Consider the following 21,492-nt stretch of genomic DNA (forward strand, 5'->3'; position numbering starts at 1 on the left):
GTAACCGAGGGCCTTAAAATTCGCGGCGTGACCCCTTTACGCCGTCGCCTTGCCGCCGTGCTGGCTTTTGTCGCATTCATGATGGTCGGTGCCTCACCGGTGTGGGCCGACGTGGTGCCGCGAGCGTTCATCGGCAATTCGAACGGCAACCCGGGCGGGTTCAGCGGCAACTACTACATGTACCGAGGCGAGATTCTTAGCTCCTACTTCGGGATCACCGTGCCACTGGATGGGGGCACCTACACCGTCAACATTTCTACGTCGGCGATGCAGGGCCGCGTCTCGATCGATCGCGTCGAGGGCAACGGCTGTTCCGGCAGCGGCAACAGCGGAACATGCCAGCTGACCATGCCAACGTTTCCCGACCAACCTGACGGCGGGCTGCTCGACGGCTCGGCGACCCTGCGGGCCGCGGCCGATGCGCCGCTCGGCAAGGCCGGCGACCTGGTGGTCACCACACCGCATTCGGGTAGCACGGCACGGGTGCCGATCTGGATTGTCCAACGTGGTGTCTCACAGAACATCGGCGTCGAGGTGAGCGAAGTCTGGGGAAATGTCGGTGACACGGTCGCCGAGAAGATCACGGTGCGCAATCCCGGGCCGAATCCCCTGCTCGTCTGGGGACTGGCCGGAAACCTGCCCGAGGGCACCGAATACGTTGGCCAGGACGGATGCAGCGAAGGCAAGGTCGGTGGGACCGATACCTTCTGCACCATCACCCGCCCCATGAATCCAGGCGAGTCAAGGACTTTGACCGTGCGGTACAAGATCGTCACCGCGCAGTTCGCCAAGGACGGCTGTATCTGCACACAGATCGGCTCATATCTCTACTCGACCGGTCAGGGCGGGACGACCTGGGTCGGCAACTTCATCACGTACCAAATCAAGATCAATGGTTTGGTGCCGGTGAAGAAGCCGAATCCGGGGACGAGCAATCCAGGCGCGCAGGCACCGGCCGCCATCGCGCCGTCGCTGGCCCCCTCAGAGTCCGCGGTGCCAAGCGAGTCGGCTACGCCGTCGGCCAGCGCGTCGATCGAAACGATAGCGATCGAGCCGGCCGCTTTGCCGAAGACCGACAACCCGTCGCGCTGGCCGGTGCTGGTGGCGATCGCGCTGCTCATTGTTGGGCTGGCTGGCGGTTTCGGGGTATGGCACCGGCAGCGCGCTGCCTCCCGGCCGGCGGCGGGAGCCGAGGACGCCACGGAGGCAGGGCAAAGCGTGGATATTGCGCTCGCAGACGAAGTGCAGCCCGGTCAGGAGTGACCGCTGCGGCTCTAGGGCGCAAGCAGGGAGCGGATGGCGCGCGCCACGGGCCAGGTGCCGTTGTCGGTATTGCCCAGCACCGTCCAGGTCAGATCGGTGCTGGGGTCGTGCGTGCTGGTGAAGGAGACGCCGGCGTCAAAGCCGGCCAGACGCACCTGTGGGCCGGTTTCGCGGAGCCAGAACCCCAGCCCGTAACGGGCGTGTTCGGCGGGGACCAGGCTGTGCGGCCGGGTCATCTCGGCCACCCAGTCCTTGCCGACGATCCGGCCGTCGAAGAAGGCGCGCCAGAACGTGCTCATGTCGGCGGCGGTGGTGTAAATGCCGCCGTCGCCGTTGCCGCGGACCGGCAGGTGCAGCACATTGCTGCGCCATTGCCCGTCGCGGAGCAGGTAGCCGGTGGCGGTTCGGGCGGGCAGCTGGTCCGAGCGCAGGAACGCGGTGTCGGCCAGGCCGGCGCGCTGGCAGACCAGTTCGTCGACGAGCTGGTGGTAGCCGATTCCAGAGACCCGCTCGGCGATCAGCGCCAGCACGATGTAGCCGCCGTTGCAGTAGCTGAAGGCTGTCCCGGCCGGGAACTTGGTGGGGTACCCGTCCAGCTCGGCGAGGAACTCCTCGGTCTGCGCCAGCCGGTGCACCGGCACCTTCAGCACGTAGTCGGCGATGTCGCCCAGGGTCTCCTCGTCCAGGTAATCACCGATCCCGGAGCGGTGCCCGAGCAAATGCTCCACGGTGACATCGTCGGCGATGAGAGGCAGGTCTGTGCCGAGCACCGAGCGGGCGGTGGTGTCCAGCGCAAGCCGGCCCTGTTCGATCAGGCTCACCACGGCCAGCGCGGTGAAGCCTTTGCCGCCGCTGGCCACGGCGAAACGGGTGTCGATCGTGTTGGGCACCTCGTGCCCGCGCTGGGCCAGCCCGAAGGCGGCCTGATAGGCCGGCTCGCCTTCCCGGTCGACCCGGACCACCCCGGAGAACCCCGCATCACCCGCAGCGGCCTCGACCGCCTCGGCGAGCTGCTGCACCGTCCACGACATCGGGCGAGCATATTCGCCGACACCGTTCTGGCACCACGGATTTGCCAAGCCCGGACCGATCAGGGCAGCTCGTAGTCGAACCAGACCTGGTGGGTGCCGTCGGACTCGACCCGCATTCCGCCCGTGCCGGAAATACCGGCCAGCTCGCCGGTGCCGCTGGACGCGACGATGACGAAGAATTCGTTGGTGCGGTCCGTCCCCTGAGTCCCCGCGGAGTGCACGAAGTTGAAGGCGCCCGATCGGCCGTCGACCGATCCTTCGAACGACTCCATGGCCACATAGGCACCCACACCGGTCGCCGGGTCGTAAGCAGCGGTGAACAGCGTGGCGGAGCGGCCCACCACAGCGCCTTCGTAGTGCTTTTCCATGGTGGAGACCCCGACGGGAAGCGCTGTCGCGATCGCCGGGTCGGGCACCAGCGACGTCGGGACAAAAGCGATGACCTTAAACGTTCCGGATGCTTTCACCCAGGTATTCTACGACCGTCCACACACGACACCTCGCACAGCTTGGCCCTCGGCCGTTTGGCGGAAGGGATAGCCGCGAAAGTATGAGGTGATCGGCCGACCGGGGGCATGCCTGGGCGCTGAGCAGCGGCTACGCTTCGCGATCACTATGACCGAGCAGACCTCACCAGACCCGGCGACGCGGCGCCCCGCCATCCGCGCCACCGCAGCAGCGGCCGTTGCGCTCATTCTCATCGTCGCGGCCGGTGCCCTCTGGGACCCCTCGGGCCTGCTGGCGCCTGTGGGTGGCAGTGGCCTTCCGCTGATGGGCTTCGAGGGCGTCTACCGCTGGGCTCCGCTGCTGGTCGGTCTGCCGGTGCTGCTCGCTGCCACGGCCGTGCCGATCCTCGTGTTCGCGGGCAGGCGGGTCTTCCTGGTCACGTGGATCGCGGTGACCGGGGCGGCCGCGCTCGCCGCTGCCGTGACCGGATTCGTCAGCGCCATCCCCATGATCGGGCCGCACCTTTCCGCCGGATCGGTGCTGCGATTCGCTTTCGCCACGAGCGGATTCGCCGCGATGAAATTCTTGTTGGCCGGCCCGCTGGTAGCCGTCGTGGCCGCGCTTGCCTCCCGCATCGGCCGCCCAGCGCAAGGCCAGCCAGTTCGCCACGGGCCCGCGGCCATTTCCGTTGTGTACGTGGTGACGACGCTCGGCGCGGTCACCTTCGCCGCGCAGTGGTGGCGCGGCGGCCCGCTCGGTTACGCCTTCACCGGACTCCTGTTCGCCCCCACCTTCGCCGCCGGCCCGGTCGGTTACCTGGGCGGCATGGCCGTGTTCCTTGGCGCATTTGGCCTGACGGCCCGAGCCCTGCTGCGGCGGTTCGCCCTCTTGACGCCTTCAGCGGTCGCCGCGACGGTCTGGCTGGCCGCCCTCATCGGCGGCTTCACCGTTGGCGTATTTGGCGCTGCCATCGCAGCGCTGCCCTTCTCAAACGGCCTTGCCGACGCCGGCCCGGACAGCTGGTGGATCGGCACGACGCTGATCCATGTCGCGGCGGGCATCGGCTACGGCGCGGCGACGGGCCTGATCGGTGCGGTCTGCGCCGGTGCGGTGTGGCGCTGGCGGCCAGCGCTCTCCTTCCCGCGCAACGCCTCCCGCCGCTGGGTGATGGCGGGCGCGGTCGTGCTTCTGGCGGCCGTGCCGACGCTTGGCCCGGTGTTAGTCGACTTCACTACCACGCCTGGGCCGCAACAGGTTGCGGCGGTAACGGCCTCCGGGGGCTTGGAGCGCCTGCATCTTCTGCCCGCCGCGGACGGGAAAGACCTGCCTGTCATCGGCGACGTCACCGGCCGTCAGGTGATCCTGCGCGGCGTCAACGTGAACCAGCTCATCGACTACTATCAGCGCGATCCCAGCATCCCGGCCACCGAGCCCTTGACAGACAACGATTTCGCTCAGATGGCCGCGATGGGATTCAACGTCGCCCGGCTGGGGATGTCGTGGTCGCGGCTGGAGCCGCTGCGCGGCGAGTTCGACGACTCCTATCTTCGGCAGATCAGCGCGGCTGTGGCGTCGGCCAAAGCCCATGGCATATACGTCGTGCTGGACATGCACCAGGACGCCTGGGGCAATGCGCTGGCTCGGCCGGCACAGCAGTGCGGCGGCGGCACCGAGCCCACCAAGGGCTGGGACGGCGCGCCGGCCTGGGCGACCCTCACCGATGGGACACTGCACTGCCAGTTCTTGGCACGCGACCTCGCCCCGGCGGTGGCGACCGCCTTCAGCAACTTCTACACCGACCGCGACGGCATTCAGAGCGAGCTGATTCGCGCCTGGGCGTATGTGGCGCGAGAATTCGCCAATGAGCCGGCCGTCGCCGGGTACGACTTGCTTAATGAGCCCGGCATCGGGGCCAACCCGCCGGTCAGCTCCGCACTGCTGCTCGGCCGCTACTACGACGCGGCCATCACCGCGATCCGCGCCGCCGAACGCGCCGGGCAAGGCTTCCCGCACCTGGCTTTCTTCGAGCCGAGCGTGCTCTGGTCGGGGCTGGCCTTCGATGTGACACCGCCGCCGGGCTTCACCAGCGATCGGCAGATCGTCTTCGCGCCGCACCCGTACAGTGAATCGATTACGATGGATCAAAGCTTCGGGCTGACGATCGCGTCGATCGAGCGGAACCTGACGGTGTCGTCCCGAGCCGCCGCGTCCTATGGCGCCGCGCTCTGGATGGGCGAATGGGGCTGGTTCGGCGACCCGGCGACGGACGGCGCGAAGGTGACCCGCTTCGGGGCGGCCCAGGACAGGCTCGGCATCGGCGGCGCGTTCTGGGTGTGGAAGCAGGGCTGCGGCTCGCCGGAAACCGGCGCGGACGCCAAGACGTCCGGGAACCTGATCGGCCTCGACTGTGTCACCGGCGCTTCGATCGCGCCGCCCACCGGTTTCGCGAAGCCTTTGTCGCGTGCCTATCCGCGGGCATTCCCGGGCCGTCTCGACAACCTCGCCGCCACTCCGGCCGACGGTGGCCTGACCCTGAGCGCCACGGTCGGCCCGGAAGCGGTGAACTGTCAGCTCGACATCTGGGTCCCCGGCGACGCAACGCCCAAACTCACCACCGAGGGCGTTGCCGACATCAGGTCGGCGAAGGTGTTCGGCGGCTGGCGGATAACCGGCTGCGCCCACGGCACCTACACCGTGACGGTCAGGCGCTAGGCGAGGGCGGTCAGGAGGCCGTTGGCGAAAGCTGCTTGGACGGGCGGGGGCGCATGGCAGAGACGAGAAGCGCGGCGATGCCGCCGATCAGGAGCAGGTCACCGACGCTCACCAGGACAGCGGTGCCCGGTACCGGGATGACATCGCTGAGCCAGGCAAGGCGATGGCGTCCCGCCTCCCAAGCGGCGTGGCCGACCGCCTCGTCGGGGCGCGGCGAGGACCCCGTGCCCTGCGTCCCGGCTCGCGCGTAGGGCATTGCGCCGCGGTTCACCGCGATAGCCACCGCGTTCGCCGCGCCTCCGGCGAGGAGGACGAGCAGCCCCACCCGCTGGCCGGGCGGGCGTCCAGGCAGGTTGGTCCACACCCAGATCGCCCCGAGCACCCAGACGGCCACGGCGAGCAGAATGCCGCTGTCGCGCCGTAGCGTTTCCGGCAGCCAAGCGGGGTCGGCATACCGCAGCGCCGCGATCGCTGCTGCGGCCCAAATCAGGGCGGGGTATCGCAGCCGCAGCGCGGTTAGGCGCAGCGGGTCGCGGCCCAGGAACGTGCCCACGATCGCGGCGATGAGCAACGGCGACGCGATGAAGACGACGCCGGTAAAGCTGGGGACAGCGGTCACGGCAACCTAGGGTCGTTGCTGATCATGGGCGCGGCGACGGCGTAAAGCGCGGCGAGCAGCGTCGCGGCGGTCACCACCGCGCCACTGATCCGGACTGCGGTGCGATCTTTGAGCGGCTTCTTCTTCTCCATTGCTCCTCCGATCGATGCGGGCGAACACCAGCGTGGAGACCGCACGATCAGATGTCAATGTTGCCGTGTCCGGAAAGGACACCATGCCGGTGATTGGGTAACTTGCCCTGATGAGGACCTTGCATTTTGGCCTGAGAGTCACCGACCTCGACCGTTCGCTCGAGTTCTACACCGCGGTCGGATACCGCGTGCTGGGCACCGTGCCCGAGACCGCCTTCGGCAGCCTGACGATGATCCAGCTGCCCGGCGACGACTTTGTCACCATCGAGCTGGTGCACCACCCGGCGCAGCCACCGGCCGGCCAGAACCTCAACCACCTGGTGATCCAGGTCGAATCGATGGCCGACACCATCGCCACCCTCTCGGCCCGCGGCATCGACGTCGAGGAACCCACCTCGCCGGACCAAACCGCTGACTTCCTCACCGCATGGATGACCGACCCCGATGGCAACCGTATTGAGCTTGTCCAATGGCCGCCGGGCCACGCCGACGGCATCACCGAGGCCGACATGCAGGGATGACCATCCACATTAGATAGAGGGCCGGACGCCCGTCCCTGTCCCGCGATTTCGGCTGAAGATCCACCAGCTATGGTACCTGCGGCATTCATCTGATTTAATTTCGCCAGCTGTGCGGTGAGCTGGGCACGCCTTCCAACCATGCATTGAGGAGGCGTTATGAGACGTCGTTCTGCTCTCATCGCCAGTGCCGCAGCAGCGGTGACGGTGGTGGCCGTGGGCATCATCATGCCGACCGTGGCACAGGCGGCCGTCGGATGTTCGGTCACCTATCAGAATCTGAACACCTGGCAATCGACACCGACGTCCGGTGGGTTCAACACCACGTTGGCGATCACCAATCTCGGCGATCCGATAGCCCATTGGACCTTGACATTTACCATGCCCAGCGGGCATACCCGCACGGGTGGCTGGAATGCCACCTTCTCGGGAACCACGGCGGTCACCGCCACCGATATCGGCTGGAACGGCTCGATCGGCACCGGCCAGACCAACGCGACCGTTGGCCTGCAGGGCGACTGGACCCGTTCGGCCGCGGGCACCGCGCCGCCGAACCCGTTCCCCAGACCAGCCAACTTCGCCCTGAATGGGGTGGCCTGCACCGGCAGCACCACCTCCCCCAGCCCATCGCAGAGTTCGGGTAACCGGCCGCCGACAGTGACGCTGACCAGTCCGGGGGCCGGCCAGCTATTCACCGCACCGGCAACGGTCAATTTCGCGGCCACTGCCGGCGATCCAGACGGGACAGTGGCAAGGGTCGAATTTTTGAACGGCTCGACTGTGGTCGGTTCGGACACCTCGTCGCCCTACACCTTCGCATGGATGAACGTGGCAGCCGGAACCTATTCGGTGAGCGCGCGTGCGGTGGACAACCTCGGCGCAGCCACGACCACCACCCCGATCAGCATCACGGTGCGGCCGGCCAACACGGGCGGGCCCGCTCCGGTGCTGCGCGTGTCGGGTAACCGTCTGGTGACGGCGAGCGGGGTGACTTACCGGCTGCTGGGTGTCAACCGGGCAAGCGCCGAATTCGCCTGCGTGCAGGGCAAAGGCATGTGGGACAGCCCGACTCCGGACCAGGCCACCGTCGATGCGATGAAGGCCTGGAACATCCACGCGGTAAGGATTCCGCTCAACGAGGACTGCTGGCTGGGCACGTTCGGCACGCCCAGCGGCACCACCTATCAGCAAGAGGTCAAGGGCTACGTCGACCTGCTCGTCGCCAACGGCATCACGCCGATCGTCGAAATGCACTGGAACCACGGCGTGTACACCGGCAACGCGTCGGCCTGCGCGGACGTCAACGCGACCTGCCAGAAACCCATGCCCGACGCGCAGTTCGCGCCGATGTTCTGGACCCAGGTGGCCAACATGTTCAAGGCCAACAACGCGGTCATCTTCGACCTGTTCAACGAGCCCTACCCGGACGCGGCCAACAACTTCTCCAACCCCACCGCCGCGTGGACCTGTCTACGCGACGGCGGCACCTGTACCGGCATCGGCTATCAGGTGGCCGGTATGCAGAGTCTGGTCAACGCGGTGCGCGCCACCGGCGCCACCAACGTCATCATGGTCCCCGGCATCAGGTGGACCAACGATCTGACGCAGTGGCTGACCTTCCGGCCGACCGATTCCACGGGCAACCTGATGGCCTCATGGCACACCTACAATTTCAACGCCTGCATCACCGTCGCGTGCTGGAACAGCGAGATCGGCACCGTCGCGGCACAGGTGCCGCTGGTGGCCGGCGAGATCGGCCAGAACACGTGCGCCCACGATTACATCGACCAGGTCATGGCCTGGGCCGACTCGCGTGGAGTCGGATACCTTGCCTGGACTTGGAACCCGTGGGGTTGCGGTCAGGGCAACGTGCTCATCAACGACTACACCGGTACCCCCACCAGCAGCTACGGTGACGGATACAAGGCACACCTGCTCACCCAAAACCCTTAACAGCGTTGGGAAAGCGGCGGCCCAGCTCCGGCTGGGCCGCTTTTGCGTTCAAAGCTCAACAGCCGATCAGTTGGCGGGAGGTAGCGCGACGCCGTCGTCCCATTTGTTGTTGACCCATTTGTTGCCCGGCCGGCTGGAGTCGAAGTCCGTGATGGGGAAGTAAAAGCCGCACTTGCCGGTTCGGCCACGCTGGAAGATGTTGTCGACAAACACGATTCCCAAAGCTTGATTGCCGTACGGTTTGGTGCCGTCATCGCCGCTGGACCCGCCATAGGCGCAAGCACCGGCCGGGGTGGCAACAAACAGATTCTTCTCTATCCGATTGTCCCGGACCGGTTCGAAGTCACCGTATCCGGTCAGGTTGGCCGAGCAGCCGCCACCGGACGGCGTATCAGCCACCGAACAGTGAATGCGGTTGTGGAGGATAGTCGAGCCCTGGCTCTGGCGGATTCCACTGGCGTGGATGCGCGGCTCTTGAGCGATATCCTGACCGTGCACCCAGGAGTCCTCTACCCGGCAGTTCTTTCGGCAGTAGACACTGCGGTTTCCGCCGGTCACCTCGACCCGGATCATCGTGAAGTTGGCGTCTCCAACCCCTTGTGACTCAGTGCCTGTGGCACGTGGGGCATGGACCTCGGAATCCATGATGGTGAACGAATACTGCTCGGTTCCGTTCGGGGTCCCCACGGTGCCATCGATCCGGCTATTCTTGATCATCACCTGTTTGGCCTGAATGCTCAGCGCACACGTGACCAGCTTTGCCTCGATGACCGTCCCGTCGGTTTTGATGGTGCAGGGGCCCGTGTATTTCACGGGCGTGATGCCTGTGGGGACACCCGTGCAGTTGGCATCGGGGAAAGCTGGATAGGGCGCGCAGCGCTGCAGACCGGCGGGCACGGCACCGGCCGGGGACGCGCTTGCCGCTGCGGGGCTCGCCGATGCCGAAGGCGATACACCTTGGCCGGAGGGCTCGTCCGACGCGATGACCTGGCCCCCGGCCGGGGAATTCGGGTCGCTGCCGGAGCCGGCAACAATGATGGCGACGGTGGCCGTGCTGGCTATGGCGAGCATGCACAACGCCATCAACGCGACACGATAACGCGAGGCGGCGGCCCGCATCCGGGCGGAAATCCCTGGGCCAAGTGGGCTCATCGCGCGATCTCGTCTTTGGACATGCGGACCAACCTATATGTCCGCACATTTCCGCGCTTCATCGACCCAGATCAACGCGGCTAGCGCGTGGACTGACTCAGGTATGCAGAGTAGGGCGGTAGATGAGTTCTTGAATGTTGCCGTCGAGCGTGCGGCACTCGATCAGCTCGAGGTCGAAGTCGGCCGCGCCCTGGAAGATCGAGTCTGCTCCGGTCTGACCGGTGATCACGGGGAAGACCGTGATGTGGAGCTGGTCCACAAGACCGGCGGCCATCAGCGCCCGATTCATCGACAGGCTGCCGTGTGAGCGCAGAGGCACGTTGGACTCCGCTTTGAGGCGGGCCACGACGTCGACGGCGTCGCCGCTCACCACGGTGGCGTCCGGCCAGTCGAGGGGTTCGTGCAGTGTCGTCGAGATCACCGTTGCGGGCAGGTTCACCATTCGGGTGACCCAGGGGTCACGCACCTCGGACTCGTCGGTGCTCTCGGCCAGCATCCGCGCAAACGCCCGGTAGGTGTTGGCTCCGAAGACCATCCGTTGCTCCTCGCCGTACCGGGCGAGGCGTTGTTCGAGAAGCTCAGGGCCTTGCTTGCCCCAATAGCCGGTCCAGTTGCCGCCGGCGGCGCCAAAGCCGTCCAGGCTGGAAAAGACGTCGAAGGTGTAGGTGACGGTCATGATGCTCTCCTCCGGTGCGGTTTGCGAGTTTGTATGTAGAGACTCGGAGCTAAGGCGAAACTAATCGCCGATGGCCGCCGTAGGTCGTGAAACCGCCGTGTAGGCGCCGTGGAACCGAGAGGGCGGACGCTTTTCGCAGACCGGTTGATGCCGGTCGCGAAGGAGCGATTGATGACGCACATTCCTGCCGTCCACGCCGAGGGCCTGGTGAAGTCCTTCGGTGACTTCCGCGCTGTCGACGGCGTCGACCTGCACGTCGCCCAGGGGGAGATCTTCGGCGTGCTCGGCCCCAACGGCGCGGGTAAGACCACCATGCTCAAAATGCTCGCCACGCTGCTGTCCATCGATATGGGCCGGGCCGAAATCTTTGGCGTGGACGTGCGCCGGGACCCGCACCGCACGCGGCAGCTGCTCGGTGTCACCGGGCAATACGCCTCCGTGGACGAGAACCTGACCGCGAACGAGAATTTGTGGCTGTTCGGGCGGCTGCAAGGGGTACCGAGCAAAAAAGCACGCGATACAGCTGCCGACCTACTCGGGCGGTTCGGTCTCGAAGAGGCGGCGAACAAGCCGATCTCCCAGTTCAGCGGCGGAATGCGCCGACGCCTCGACCTGGCCGCCAGCTTGATCACCCGACCCCCGCTGATCTTCTTGGATGAGCCGACGACCGGGCTTGACCCCCGTACCCGCGGACAAATGTGGGACACGATCCGCGACCTGGTCGCGGATGGCTGCACCGTGCTGCTGACAACGCAATATCTTGACGAAGCCGACCAGCTCGCCGACAGGATCGCTGTCATCGACCGCGGGTACAAGGTGGCCGAGGGCACCCCCGACGAGCTGAAGGCCTCGGTGGGCAACTCGACCCTGCAGCTGCGCCTGGCCGATGCCGCCGACCTGATCATGGCTGCCGACGTGGTACGGCGTCTGCTCGGCGAAGAGCCGGTGATCAGCGGTTCGGGCCGGATGAACGTGGCCCTCGACGCCGCGGACCGGGCCGCGGAGGTGCTCATCGGCCTGCGTGAGGCGGGCATCGGCATCACCTCGGTGAGCGTCGACGCGCCGACCCTGGATGAGGTGTTCCTTGTGCTCACGGGCCATGACACCGCCGAACCCGAACTTGAGGTGGCCCGATGACCATGCAGCTGACTCCCCCTGCGATCGCTGTCGCACCGCCGCGCCGGCTTTCGGCCGGCGATATCGCGGCCCGCACCACACCGCGTAACAGCCTGGCCGAGACGCTGAGCCAGACGATGGCGATGGCTTGGCGGGCGACGAAGAAGATGCGCCGCAACCCGGAGCAGTTCTTCGACGTCACTATCCAGCCACTGCTGTTCACAGCGATGTTCGCCTATCTTCTCGGCGGCGGCATGTCCGGCAGCGTGGAGGCCTATTTGCCGCTGGTCATCCCGGGCATCCTGGCGCAGACTGCGCTGACCGCCTGCATGGCTACCGGCGTGCAGCTGCGCGAGGACATGGAGAAGGGCGTGTTCGACCGGTTCAAGTCGCTGCCGATGGCTCGGATAGCGCCGCTGGCCGGTCCGATGATCGCTGATTTGCTGCGGTACGCGATCGCCTCGGCGCTGACGTTCGCAGCCGGTTTCGCGATGGGCTATCGGCCCGAAGGCGGCGTGCTTGGGGTCCTCGCGGCGATCGTGCTCACGGTCATCGCCGGCTGGTCGCTGGCCTGGGCGTTCACCTGGGTCGGCACGCTGGCTCGCAGCGCGCAGAGCGTCCAGGGCATCTCAATGATGATCATGTTTCCGCTGACGTTCATGTCCAACGCGCTGGTGCCGGTCGACACCCTGCCCGGATGGCTCGCCGCGTTCGTCAAGGTCAATCCGGTCTCCTACATCGTCACGGCAACCCGTGACCTGGCCAACCTAGGCCAGATCACCGCACATGTCGGCTGGGCGCTGCTGGCCTGTGCCGCGGTCATCTTGATCTTCGCGCCGCTGTCGGTGCTCGGCTACCGCCGCCACCTGTGAGCTAGCTGCTGCCGGCTCCGATCCGCTCGACCAGGCTCCTAGCTTCGTCGAGCAGGTCGGGGCCGCGCCGGTCGCCGTACTCGGCTGCGCACACCTCCATCAGGCCCGGTGCCAGCTCGTCGATCCGGGCCGTGATCCGCTCCCAGGACATCGTCGGCATGACCCGGTTGTAGGCGAACCGGTCGGCCAGCACGATCAGCCGCACCGAATCCTTGCGCGACAAGGCATCGTGCAGCAATCCCCACGCGCCGAGCGAGAACAGCACCAGCCCGCAGACCGGATAGTCCAGGTAGGGATGGTCCGGATCGAGCACCCGCAGGGCGCGATCGCGGGCGTGCGCGAACAGCGCCGGGCCGGTCGGGTCGCCTTTCGGCGCGTAATAAGCGTGCGCGGCCAGGGCAGTGGCCTCGCCGAGCAACACCCACGGCTCGAGCCCGGTCGACGGGAGGCCCGGCAACCGCAGGGCGCGAACCCGCTCCAAAGCCGTGCGATAGGCGGCCAATCCGGACTCGGTGTCGCCCCGCGCGAGGGCCAGCTCCGCGACACCGACGTCGGAGACCAGCTGTCCACCCAGGATCGACTCGGACTTGTCCGGGCCGCCCAGACCGGCCAGCTGTTCGGCGGCCCCGTCCAGGTCACCCTCCGCGATCATCGCCACGGCGAGCAGCGCGCGCAGCTGGACCAGGTCGTCGCGGGCGCCGAGCCGTTCCAGCACAGGCAATGCGGCATAGGCGTGGGTCACCGCCTTCTCCACCCGCCCGAGGTGCATGGCGAGCTGCGCCGCCATCGTATGCATGATCGCCTGCCCCCACGGGCCGTCCGCATCGGTCGCGTAGCGCAAGCCACGTTCCGCGGCGGCCATGGCGCCGACCGGATCGCCCAGGTTCTCCAGGGCCTGACTCAGCCACGGCAAGGCGAGGATCGCGATGTCGCGGTTGGAAGAGTCAGCGTGTTCGCGCAACTGCCCGAGGAAACCGTCCGCCGAATTCGGATCGATATCGCTCAACATGGTGACCAGTGCCGAGACCCTGGGGTCGTGATGGCCCGGCCCGAGCCTGCGAAGCACACCACGCAACGTGTCTGTGTGCGAGGTGTTGGCGACCAGCGAGCCGTTTAGGGTCATCCCGACCGCCAGCCGGGTCGCGTCGGCGAGCTCCGGCGGCGGGGTCCAGTCGGCCACCGCGTTGGCCACCGCGTCGAGGAGCACCAGCAGGCGGGGGTGCTCGCCGAGGATGAGCCAGTACCCGGCGAGCGCGGCGAGGATCTGCACCGCGACAGCCGCGTCCGCCGCCGCGAGGGCACGGCGCAGGACGTCGGAAAGGTTGCTCTCGTCGGCCCTTACCCGGTCGACGGCATCGAACTGTCCCTGGCTGAAAAGCGCTCGCGCGTGCTGCCCTGCGAAAGCCACCGCCCAAGCGCGATAAGCCTTTTCAGCGTCGGCTTGCTCACCGGCGTCGAGCAGCCGCATCCGGCCGAACTCCCTTACCGTTTCAAGCATCCGGTACCGAACACCACCGAGATCGGCCTCGACGACCGAAAGCAGCGACTGGTCCGCCAGATCCTGAACGGCCGCAAGCGCATCGGGGCCCAGCATCGCCTCCGCACCGGCCAGGGTGAAGCCGTCGTGGAACACCGACAGCCATCGCAGCGCCCGCCGCTCTCGCTCGGCAAGCAGGTTCCAGGACCAGTCGATGACCGCGAGCAGCGTCTGATGCCGATCGGGCGCGCTGCGGTCCCCGCCGCGCAGCAACGCGAAGCGGTTCTCCAGCCGCTGGGCGATGTCCGCGACCGACATGACCCGGACCTTGGCGGCGGCCAGCTCGATGGCCAGCGGGAGCCCGTCCAGGCGTTCGACAATCTCAGCCACCACGTCCTCAGCGCCGGCCAGGCGTACCTCCGGCCGAGCCGCCACGGCCCGTTGCCGAAACAGCTCCGCCGCGTCCTTGAGGTCCAGCTCCCCCAGCAGGTAGACCTGCTCGGCGGCGATCGCCAGCGGCGCCCTGGAGGTGGCGAGCACGCGCGGCTCGCGAGTGGTTGCCACCACGTAAGCGACGAGGTCGGCGACGGCCGCGATGATGTGCTCGCAGTTGTCCAGGATCAGCAGGCTCGGCGACTGGTCGAGGTAGCGGGCGATCCGGGCGCGCACGTCGGCCCGCTGCTCCGGCGTGAGCGCACGCCGGCCGCTCACCGAGTCCCGCACCCCCAACACCGAGCCGACCTCGCCCACCAGGTCGTCGGGTGCCGTCACGCCCACCAGCTCGACGAAATGCACCACCGGGACGGCTGCCTCACGGCCGAGCACGTGGGCCAGCCGTGTCTTGCCCAGCCCGCCCGGCCCGACAATCGACACCACCCGGGACCCGGCCAGCAGCGCCTGCAGCCGGCGTATGTCCTCGCCCCGGCCCAGCAGGCTGGTTGCCTCATAGCGCACGCCAACGCGGACCGGGCTGTCCAGAGCGAGCAGCTCGCCGTGTACGCGGCGCAGCTCCGGCCCGGGATCGGTGCCGAGCCTGTCCCGCAGATCGGCGCGGTATTCCTCATAGCGGCGCAGTGCCGCACCGGCACCGCGGATGGCCGCCTCGCTGCGCAACAGCTCCGCCAGCAGCATTTCGTCGGCCGGGTTCGCCGCCCACGCCGTGCTCAGGGTGGGCAGCGCCTCGGCATGTTCGCCAAGCCTGGCCTTGGCCCGGGCCAGCAGCACGCGGGCCTCGTCGAGGTCGTGCTCGGAGGTGCGGCGCAGCGAGCCGAGCGGCCCACGGTCGTCACCGGCCGCGAACCCGCCGAGCGCCACCGCTTCGGCGGCCAGCGCGGCGGCGAGCGCCGGATCGGACTCGAACGCTGACCGAGCCGCCGCCAGCTGATCCGCGAGCACCTGCGCGTCCACCTGGGACCTGCCGACACCGAGGCGATAGCCGTCGCCGTCGCGTACGACCGAGTCCGGCCCGTGCGCGCTGCGTGTCCGCGAGACCAGCACCTGCAGGGCTTTGGCGGGGTTGGCCGGCACGTCCTCCTCCCAGATCAGGTCGGCCAGTCGCGTCGCGCTCACCGTCCGCCCGGCGGAGGCTAGCGCGGCGAGGAGTGCCTGCGGCCGCTCGCCAACCACCGGCTCGCCGTCCCAGCGCACCGTTCCCAGCAGCGACAGGATGATCGGCACCCGCTAAGTCTAGAGCCCTGCGCCGCTCGCAAGCGCGCAGCGCTCATTAGTCCAATGTGGATAGACCTCACGGTTCAGTCGGGCGGGAGTAATTCCGTGCAGACGGCCCGTTCCAGCCAGGCACGGTAGGCCGGGACCGGCCACCGCCGGTGGCGGCGCAGCAGCTGGTGCATGTGCGGCGACGCCAACGCATAGAGAATGTCGGCTGCCTCGATCGGGTCGAGCCCTGCGCGCAGAGCATTGCGCCGATGCAGGCTGGTCGTCAGGCTGAGGTACACCTCGTGGGTGGCGCGCGCTCCGGCATCGGCGGCGTTGCGCATGTCGGGGTCGGCTCCGGCCGCCTCGACACTCACCATGATCAGGTCTCCGGCGCGCTCGAACAGGTCCGCCGCATAGGCAAGGTATTGGCCGATGGCGGCCCGGGGGTCCGGCTCGTCCTGCGCCGCGCGGATCTCGGCGCGGTCGGCCACCCGGACGGGGGCCTCGTCCCCGGTGGTGGCGACGGACAGGGTGTGCCCGAAAAGCGCGGCCTTGGTGGGGAACGCGTCGTACAGGGTCCGCTCGCCCACCCCGGCCAGCGCGGCTATCTCCTTCATCTTGGTAGCGGTGTAGCCGCGCTCGACGAACAGCCGGGTCGCGGCCTCACGCAGCCGCGCGCGGGTGGCCGAGGCGGTGGCGGCGCGCTGGTCAGATCGGTACTGCCGCTTGACGGGTTGACCCATAGGGAGCATCATACAACTATTCACCGCAGCGCTACTGCGGCCAATATGAACCCGAGGAGTCGGCCATGTCCCGCCCAGAGCTATCCGGCATCCACCACATCAAGATCCCGGTCACCGACCTCACGGCCGCAATCGCTTGGTACGGGAAGGTCTTCGGCTTCACGGTGACGATGGAATTTCCCGATGACGACGGCGTGGTGAGAGGCGTCGCCGGGACTGTCCCCGGCCTCGGCCGCACCGAGCTCACGCTGCGGGTCAACGAGCAGGCGGCGCACGGCTGCAAGGGGTTCGACCCGGTCAGCTTCGGCGTCGACGATCGCGCCGACATTGAGCGCTGGGTCGCTCACCTCGACGCCCTTGGCCTCGAGCACTCGCCGATCATCGACGCCAGCGTCGGCTGGCTACTCGTCTTCCCCGACCCCGATGGGCTGCAGCTGCACCTTTACTCGTGGGCAGCACACGGCATCGATCAGTCCGGCCGGCCCGGATACGGCCACGCGGTGCCGTAAACCCCGTCAGCCCTTATGGTTTCGCGTACTCGGCGTCACAAATGATCTTTGCGCCGTAGTCGGTCACCCGTTGCTGCACGACCTGGATCTGGTCAACACCTGGCATGTGCCGCACCTTGGCGTAGCCGGTGCAGTCGAACAGCCGACCCTTGGTCTCCAAGGTAAATGACTCTGGCATGTCCTCCGCTTTGGTGCTCTGCCGCAAATCCGGATAGTCCTTCGTCATCTCTTGGAAGTGCCGGAAGGCTTCCTCCCGCGTCTCAAACCTGATGGCATTTGTAGGTTTGAAGGCCGGTAGCGCGGCTTCGATCGCCGCCTTCTGATCGGGGGTGACATCGTGCTCGAGATAGATGCTCACCGTGTAGTGGTGCACGGGTTGCCCGGGAAGGCCCGTCACGAGCAGCACCGCGGTCGCTCCGGCTGCGCCTATCAGCATCGACACGGCAGCGACCGCTACCAGGAGGATCCGGCTTCGAGATGCCGGCTTATCAGGCGCAGTCTCGATCGGCGCGGGAGTTTCGGAGGACTCGTCAGCGCTTCCAGGCGTAGTCACGCTGGCACGATAACAGCGAGCCTTTGTTCGCAAGTGCCGTGCGGCGCTGACCAGGCACGAACGTCCCATTTGGACACGGAGCTAGTCGAGCAAACGGGTGCGCTTGAGATCCATCCCGCCGAGACCGCTTGGGATGTCGGGATCCGAATGGGCATCCTGTCCGGCGCTCACCACTTCGCTCGTGGTCACCAGGGAATGCTCGCTGGCGAAGTCGGGCTCGTCCTCGGGATTCGCTGTCGCTTCCCGTTCGGGTCGATCGGTGCCGGCCATGGCTTCATTCTTCCGCCCGGCGCTGTGCTTCGTGGCAGTTCACCGAGACTTCTTCGAGGATCACCGGCGGATCCCAGCGCAGCGGTCAATGAGGCGACCGAGCGGGTACCCGCCGGTGACGCCTTAGCAGATGTTTCTGTTACTGGTGATGAAACCGTTGACTGTCGCGATCGTTCGGTCGTAACACTTTCCATGTCGGCTCGGGTGGTTGCCGCGCAGTTGGTAACGCTCACTTGAGGTTCCCACCGCGTGCCGGTCCGGCCTGGGCACGCCCAGCGTCCAGGTCGCCTCGCCGGTGTAGGTGTCCTCGAGCGTCCAGCGTTGCGGCCCGCCGTTGCCTGTCTCGGAATGGGTGGCGGCATCGGTCGCGGTGATTGTCGTGGTGAGCCGGTCGCCCAGGCTGGTCCCTTCATCCACGCTTATCACACCATCGATGGTGTAGCGGGCTGAGTGGTGGGTCAGCCTCGGCCGAAGCCCGGCGGTGAGCGCGGTAGAGGTGTCTGTCCAGGTGGCGGTGAGGCTGTCGGGGTCTTCGCCGTCACGCCAGCGGTGGGTCGAGGTGTTGGCCAGCTCCCGGTTGACGGCGTAGGTCACGCGCCCGTGCGACGTCTGCACGTAGCCGAGAGCGCTGAACCTGTGCCCACCGCGCACGGCGACCTGTGTCCAGCCCTCCGCCTGGGATGCGGCGACCTCGTTGACCAAGGGTGACAGGGCCGATGTCAGCAGCTGGCCGGTCACCCGGGTCGCGCCCGGGTCGCGCCACGCGAGCAGGTTGGTGGGCGTTTCCCAGCCGGACTGCCCGGCCGGAACCCCGAGCACGTTGACCGTGATCTGGTGCGGCTGACCGTCGGTCAGCCCACCCACGAAGGGGCTCAGGTCATAGCGGACCGGGGTGAGGTTGAACGCCCGTGGCGCCGGCACGGTGTACCACAGGAAAGGATTTGACCATCCACCCGTATAGATGTGTGGATATGGTGCGGCGATTCCCGCCACCCGGCCGTCGACGAGGATCTGAACTTCCCGGTACGGCCCGCTGTCGGCCGTGCAGGAGTAGCCGGTCGACGGCGGCGCGGTGATGTACCAGAATTCTTCGCAGCCGCCGCCCGAGCCGGTCACATAGATCTCGGCGATGAGCCGCTCGGTGTTGCGGGCGACGGTTACCGCACCGCCGCTGCCCACCGCGAAGACATCGTCGGCTAGGTCAAGCGTTGGCTTGCCCGGGTAGAACGTTAAATCGACCTGCACGTCGAGGATGCCGGTGAATACGTCGTCGACGACGTTGTTGAGCCACATGGTGACCGGCTGTGCATTGGCAAGCACCGCACCGTACTCAGTGATGTCCTTCTCGATCTTCCACCGAATGCCGTCGACGGACGGCTCCGGCGTAGATGTTTTGAACACGTTGACGCCACCGATCTCAAGCCTGCCGAGCCGGTCGAACTGGCGTCCGGCCACCGCCCCGGTCAGCGTGAGCACCACCTTGGCCCACGGCCCCGGGCAGGCCGCCGGCGGTGTGAACTCCGCCCGATAGGGATCGAAGCTTGCAAACCTGTTGTCGACGATGCGCACCGTGCACGACGGCCCGGATGGCTTTTCGACGGCGGGTGCGGCGATTTGGGGATCGTCCCAATCATTGCCGAATTCGGGCGGGGGTGCGGCGTGAACGGGCGAGGCGACACTCGCCACTCCCAGCAGCACGACGCCCACAAACACGAAACGTCTCATAGATACACATCTAAGCATCTAGATGCGCTCAGGGGCGGTGCCGACCGTAATGAAGGAAGACACTTTGCATTGATCCCATCCCATAGCGATCGACATCGCTGGACATCGCGGCCACCTCATCCAGGATGGAATCGACGTCGATCCCGTATTCCGCAGCCCGGTTACAAAGATCCTGCAGCGCCAGGATTTCATCACGGGTGTCGGCCCCTTGGTCGTGGGCGGACATCACGATGAGCCGGTCGCGGAATTCTTCGGCGGTATGCCATTGCCGGGGCAGATATGCCGCCCACCGAAACGAGGTGTACCGATCGAACAGCCGCCGGATTGCCTCGCGCACGGTCTGATCACCACCGGCATAGCTCTGCACTATCGCGTGCAGCACCGCTTCAGCGCGCTCGCTCACACCCAGCCGATCCAGTTTCACCTTGATAGCGGCACCAAGATTCTCAAATGCCCGAAGATCATCGAGGTCCACCGGGTTTTTCGCGATCGGCCGATACATCGCGTCCAGATCAGACATCTCCCGCTCAATTCCGGTGATATCCATGCGTTCTTTATACCAACCTTTTTATACGCCGCTTCGTCATGGTGACGCGCCGTATCCTCCCGGGCGGCAACGAATCTCCGTGCGTGGTCACTGTCCGCCAGCACCTGCGGCGCTGAATGAAGCCACGAGGCGGGCGAGCAGGTCGACAAGATGCTCGCGGTCCCTGGCGGACAGCCCGGCGAGGAGCTCGTCCTGCAGCGCGTTCACCAGCTTGTCGAGCTTGGACAATTGCTGCTCGCCGCGCTTGGTGATACTGATGATATTGCGGCGTTTGTCCTGTGGATCGGGACTGCGGCGCACATATGCCCGCTCTTCCAGTTCGTTGAGCAGCGCGACCATATCGCTGCGGTAAATGCCTGTGCGGCGGCTCAGGTCGGCCTGGCTGGCCGAACCGACGTCGTGCAGAGTGGCCAGCGCGGCGTAGTGCCACTTGTGCGCGTCCGCCTGAGCCAGGCCCGCACTGATCAGACGATCGGCCTGTCCAGCCGCCTGCGCCAGCAGCCGGCTGGGCACCCGGCGCAGGCGTGGCGCGGTCAATGATTCCGTGGCACTCATGACCTGGATCATACCTCTTGCGTTCGTCCCACTAACGAACTAGTTTCGTTAGTGACATAAACGTTTATGCGACAAACGAAACGGACGACGCCATGTTGAACTATGTGGAAGTCAATAGCGACGCCGACGGCACACCGATCGTGTTTCTGCACGGCAACCCCTCCTCGTCGCGATCCTGGCGCAACGTACTGCCCGCCGTTGGCGGTGACCGCCGCTTACTGGCACCCGACCTCATCGGTATGGGCCAGTCCGCCAAGCCCGACATCGGCTACACCTTCGCCGACCACGCCCGATATCTCGACGGGTGGATGGACTCGCTCGGGCTCGGGCAGGTGATCCTCGTCGGGCACGATTGGGGCGGCGCGCTTGCCTTCGACTGGGCGGCCCAGCACCCGGACCGCGTCGAGGGCTTAGCGTTCTTCGAAGCGATCGTGCGCCCCATGTCATGGAGCGAGCTTGCCGACAAGCCACGCGCCCGCGCGGAGACCATGCGGTCACCGGTGGGCGAGGGGCTGATCCTGGACAGCAACTTCTTCATCGAGACCGCCTATACCGGCGGCGTGCTCCACCCGCTGGACGCCGACGAGATCGCAGCCTACGTTTCGCCTTACCCCACGAGGGAGAGCCGCCGGCCGATCCTGCAATGGGCCCGGTCCCTGCCGCTCGACGGCGACCCGGCCGAGGTTCACCAACGCATGATGGCCTATGGCAAATGGCTGGCCGCCAGCACCGACGTGCCAAAGCTACTGCTGACCTTCGAGGGCTCGCCGGTGCTGTCCATCACCCCGGCGATGGCGCAGTGGTGCCGCGAGAACATAGCCGGCTTGACCACTGAGCACATTGGACCGGCCGGCCACCATGCCACCGAAGACCAGCCCGAGGCCATCGGAGCCGCGATCGGCCGCTGGGCCGGCGCGCTCCGCTGAATGGACGGCTGACCGGTGCCGGGCACCGGGCAGCCGTCCGA

General features: G+C 66.9%; 21 protein-coding genes. 8 read left to right on the plus strand and 13 right to left on the minus strand.

All coding sequences use genetic code 11. The features are described from left to right. Positions 1–27 precede the first annotated feature (27 nt). A complete protein-coding gene (locus Rhe02_RS03400) occupies positions 28–1,263 on the plus strand; it encodes a DUF11 domain-containing protein (RefSeq protein ID WP_203906560.1) in 1,236 nt (411 codons plus the stop codon). 11 nt (positions 1,264–1,274) lie between these two features. On the opposite strand, the gene Rhe02_RS03405 is transcribed toward Rhe02_RS03400, so the two are convergent. Next, the gene (locus Rhe02_RS03405; protein ID WP_239123282.1) at positions 1,275–2,294 is read right to left on the minus strand and encodes a serine hydrolase domain-containing protein; all 1,020 of its coding nucleotides are present in this window, start codon (positions 2,292–2,294) and stop codon (positions 1,275–1,277) included. 59 nt (positions 2,295–2,353) lie between these two features. Beyond that, the gene (locus Rhe02_RS03410; RefSeq protein ID WP_203906561.1) at positions 2,354–2,761 is read right to left on the minus strand and encodes a DUF3224 domain-containing protein; all 408 of its coding nucleotides are present in this window, start codon (positions 2,759–2,761) and stop codon (positions 2,354–2,356) included. Positions 2,762–2,909: 148 nt separating this feature from the next. Here Rhe02_RS03410 and Rhe02_RS03415 point away from each other — a divergent pair, with 148 nt between their 5' ends. Further along, positions 2,910–5,453 (plus strand): glycoside hydrolase family 5 protein, encoded by a 2,544-nt coding sequence (locus Rhe02_RS03415; RefSeq protein ID WP_203906562.1) that lies wholly within the window; start codon positions 2,910–2,912, stop codon positions 5,451–5,453. A 10-nt stretch (positions 5,454–5,463) separates the two neighbouring features. On the opposite strand, the gene Rhe02_RS03420 is transcribed toward Rhe02_RS03415, so the two are convergent. Together Rhe02_RS03420 and Rhe02_RS50455 are read right to left on the minus strand one after the other, a co-directional pair. Further along, the gene (locus Rhe02_RS03420) at positions 5,464–6,072 is read right to left on the minus strand and encodes a DUF5317 family protein (RefSeq protein ID WP_203906563.1); all 609 of its coding nucleotides are present in this window, start codon (positions 6,070–6,072) and stop codon (positions 5,464–5,466) included. Beyond that, on the minus strand, positions 6,069–6,203 hold the full coding sequence (locus tag Rhe02_RS50455) for a hypothetical protein (RefSeq protein ID WP_275411044.1): 135 nt from the start codon (positions 6,201–6,203) through the stop codon (positions 6,069–6,071). The genes Rhe02_RS03420 and Rhe02_RS50455 overlap by 4 nt, the downstream gene beginning before the upstream one ends. A 110-nt stretch (positions 6,204–6,313) precedes the next feature. Here Rhe02_RS50455 and Rhe02_RS03425 point away from each other — a divergent pair, with 110 nt between their 5' ends. Both Rhe02_RS03425 and Rhe02_RS03430 read left to right on the plus strand, forming a co-directional pair. After that, positions 6,314–6,724: a VOC family protein gene (locus Rhe02_RS03425; RefSeq protein WP_203906564.1), complete on the plus strand. Its 411-nt coding sequence runs from the start codon at positions 6,314–6,316 to the stop codon at positions 6,722–6,724. 156 nt (positions 6,725–6,880) lie between these two features. After that, positions 6,881–8,674, plus strand: coding sequence for a cellulase family glycosylhydrolase (locus Rhe02_RS03430; RefSeq protein ID WP_203906565.1), 1,794 nt, complete (start codon positions 6,881–6,883; stop codon positions 8,672–8,674). 66 nt (positions 8,675–8,740) lie between these two features. Here Rhe02_RS03430 and Rhe02_RS03435 read toward each other — a convergent pair whose 3' ends face one another. Together Rhe02_RS03435 and Rhe02_RS03440 are read right to left on the minus strand one after the other, a co-directional pair. After that, positions 8,741–9,571, minus strand: coding sequence for a hypothetical protein (locus Rhe02_RS03435; protein WP_203906566.1), 831 nt, complete (start codon positions 9,569–9,571; stop codon positions 8,741–8,743). Positions 9,572–9,923: 352 nt separating this feature from the next. Next, positions 9,924–10,502, minus strand: coding sequence for a dihydrofolate reductase family protein (locus tag Rhe02_RS03440; protein ID WP_203906567.1), 579 nt, complete (start codon positions 10,500–10,502; stop codon positions 9,924–9,926). 171 nt (positions 10,503–10,673) lie between these two features. On the opposite strand from Rhe02_RS03440, the gene Rhe02_RS03445 reads away from it, so the two are divergent. Together Rhe02_RS03445 and Rhe02_RS03450 are read left to right on the plus strand one after the other, a co-directional pair. After that, positions 10,674–11,639 carry an ATP-binding cassette domain-containing protein gene (locus Rhe02_RS03445; protein ID WP_203906568.1) on the plus strand — a complete coding sequence of 322 codons (966 nt, stop codon included), beginning with the start codon at positions 10,674–10,676 and terminating at the stop codon, positions 11,637–11,639. Continuing rightward, complete coding sequence (locus Rhe02_RS03450) at positions 11,636–12,490, plus strand: ABC transporter permease (RefSeq protein ID WP_203906569.1); 855 nt, start codon at positions 11,636–11,638, stop codon at positions 12,488–12,490. Before Rhe02_RS03445 ends, Rhe02_RS03450 begins: the two co-directional genes overlap by 4 nt. Before the next feature lies 1 nt (position 12,491). Here Rhe02_RS03450 and Rhe02_RS03455 read toward each other — a convergent pair whose 3' ends face one another. Both Rhe02_RS03455 and Rhe02_RS03460 read right to left on the minus strand, forming a co-directional pair. Beyond that, positions 12,492–15,644, minus strand: coding sequence for an ATP-binding protein (locus Rhe02_RS03455; protein WP_203906570.1), 3,153 nt, complete (start codon positions 15,642–15,644; stop codon positions 12,492–12,494). Between the two features lie 74 nt (positions 15,645–15,718). Continuing rightward, positions 15,719–16,366, minus strand: a complete 648-nt coding sequence (locus Rhe02_RS03460) for a TetR/AcrR family transcriptional regulator (protein WP_203906571.1) — start codon at positions 16,364–16,366, stop codon at positions 15,719–15,721. Between the two features lie 65 nt (positions 16,367–16,431). Between Rhe02_RS03460 and Rhe02_RS03465 the strand changes: the two genes are divergently transcribed. After that, positions 16,432–16,875, plus strand: coding sequence for a VOC family protein (locus Rhe02_RS03465; protein ID WP_203906572.1), 444 nt, complete (start codon positions 16,432–16,434; stop codon positions 16,873–16,875). Positions 16,876–16,888: 13 nt separating this feature from the next. On the opposite strand, the gene Rhe02_RS03470 is transcribed toward Rhe02_RS03465, so the two are convergent. The 5 genes from Rhe02_RS03470 to Rhe02_RS03490 all read right to left on the minus strand — a co-directional run bounded on the left by Rhe02_RS03470 (position 16,889) and on the right by Rhe02_RS03490 (position 20,537). After that, positions 16,889–17,428, minus strand: coding sequence for a permease-like cell division protein FtsX (locus Rhe02_RS03470; protein ID WP_203906573.1), 540 nt, complete (start codon positions 17,426–17,428; stop codon positions 16,889–16,891). An 81-nt stretch (positions 17,429–17,509) separates the two neighbouring features. Then, positions 17,510–17,698 carry a hypothetical protein gene (locus Rhe02_RS03475; RefSeq protein WP_203906574.1) on the minus strand — a complete coding sequence of 63 codons (189 nt, stop codon included), beginning with the start codon at positions 17,696–17,698 and terminating at the stop codon, positions 17,510–17,512. Between the two features lie 123 nt (positions 17,699–17,821). Continuing rightward, a complete protein-coding gene (locus Rhe02_RS03480; RefSeq protein ID WP_203906575.1) occupies positions 17,822–19,423 on the minus strand; it encodes a peptide-N4-asparagine amidase in 1,602 nt (533 codons plus the stop codon). Between the two features lie 28 nt (positions 19,424–19,451). Beyond that, on the minus strand, positions 19,452–19,970 hold the full coding sequence (locus Rhe02_RS03485; protein WP_203906576.1) for a hypothetical protein: 519 nt from the start codon (positions 19,968–19,970) through the stop codon (positions 19,452–19,454). Between the two features lie 87 nt (positions 19,971–20,057). Then, positions 20,058–20,537, minus strand: a complete 480-nt coding sequence (locus tag Rhe02_RS03490) for a MarR family winged helix-turn-helix transcriptional regulator (protein WP_239123286.1) — start codon at positions 20,535–20,537, stop codon at positions 20,058–20,060. A gap of 44 nt (positions 20,538–20,581) precedes the next feature. On the opposite strand from Rhe02_RS03490, the gene Rhe02_RS03495 reads away from it, so the two are divergent. Then, positions 20,582–21,451, plus strand: a complete 870-nt coding sequence (locus tag Rhe02_RS03495) for a haloalkane dehalogenase (RefSeq protein WP_275411063.1) — start codon at positions 20,582–20,584, stop codon at positions 21,449–21,451. Positions 21,452–21,492 lie beyond the last annotated feature (41 nt).

Source organism: Rhizocola hellebori (genome assembly GCF_016862955.1).
GTDB lineage: Bacteria > Actinomycetota > Actinomycetes > Mycobacteriales > Micromonosporaceae > Rhizocola > Rhizocola hellebori.

What these genes read in the sequence shown, in the direction of transcription:
- Rhe02_RS03405 (WP_239123282.1), bottom strand. Translation starts at nt 2,294, where the DNA reads ATGTCGTGGACGGTGCAGCAGCTCGCCGAGGCGGTCGAGGCCGCTGCG.
- Rhe02_RS03415 (WP_203906562.1), top strand. Translation starts at nt 2,910, where the DNA reads ATGACCGAGCAGACCTCACCAGACCCGGCGACGCGGCGCCCCGCCATC.
- Rhe02_RS50455 (WP_275411044.1), bottom strand. Translation starts at nt 6,203, where the DNA reads ATGGAGAAGAAGAAGCCGCTCAAAGATCGCACCGCAGTCCGGATCAGT.
- Rhe02_RS03425 (WP_203906564.1), top strand. Translation starts at nt 6,314, where the DNA reads ATGAGGACCTTGCATTTTGGCCTGAGAGTCACCGACCTCGACCGTTCG.
- Rhe02_RS03430 (WP_203906565.1), top strand. Translation starts at nt 6,881, where the DNA reads ATGAGACGTCGTTCTGCTCTCATCGCCAGTGCCGCAGCAGCGGTGACG.
- Rhe02_RS03440 (WP_203906567.1), bottom strand. Translation starts at nt 10,502, where the DNA reads ATGACCGTCACCTACACCTTCGACGTCTTTTCCAGCCTGGACGGCTTT.
- Rhe02_RS03445 (WP_203906568.1), top strand. Translation starts at nt 10,674, where the DNA reads ATGACGCACATTCCTGCCGTCCACGCCGAGGGCCTGGTGAAGTCCTTC.
- Rhe02_RS03450 (WP_203906569.1), top strand. Translation starts at nt 11,636, where the DNA reads ATGACCATGCAGCTGACTCCCCCTGCGATCGCTGTCGCACCGCCGCGC.
- Rhe02_RS03460 (WP_203906571.1), bottom strand. Translation starts at nt 16,366, where the DNA reads ATGGGTCAACCCGTCAAGCGGCAGTACCGATCTGACCAGCGCGCCGCC.
- Rhe02_RS03465 (WP_203906572.1), top strand. Translation starts at nt 16,432, where the DNA reads ATGTCCCGCCCAGAGCTATCCGGCATCCACCACATCAAGATCCCGGTC.
- Rhe02_RS03475 (WP_203906574.1), bottom strand. Translation starts at nt 17,698, where the DNA reads ATGGCCGGCACCGATCGACCCGAACGGGAAGCGACAGCGAATCCCGAG.
- Rhe02_RS03480 (WP_203906575.1), bottom strand. Translation starts at nt 19,423, where the DNA reads ATGAGACGTTTCGTGTTTGTGGGCGTCGTGCTGCTGGGAGTGGCGAGT.
- Rhe02_RS03485 (WP_203906576.1), bottom strand. Translation starts at nt 19,970, where the DNA reads ATGGATATCACCGGAATTGAGCGGGAGATGTCTGATCTGGACGCGATG.
- Rhe02_RS03490 (WP_239123286.1), bottom strand. Translation starts at nt 20,537, where the DNA reads ATGATCCAGGTCATGAGTGCCACGGAATCATTGACCGCGCCACGCCTG.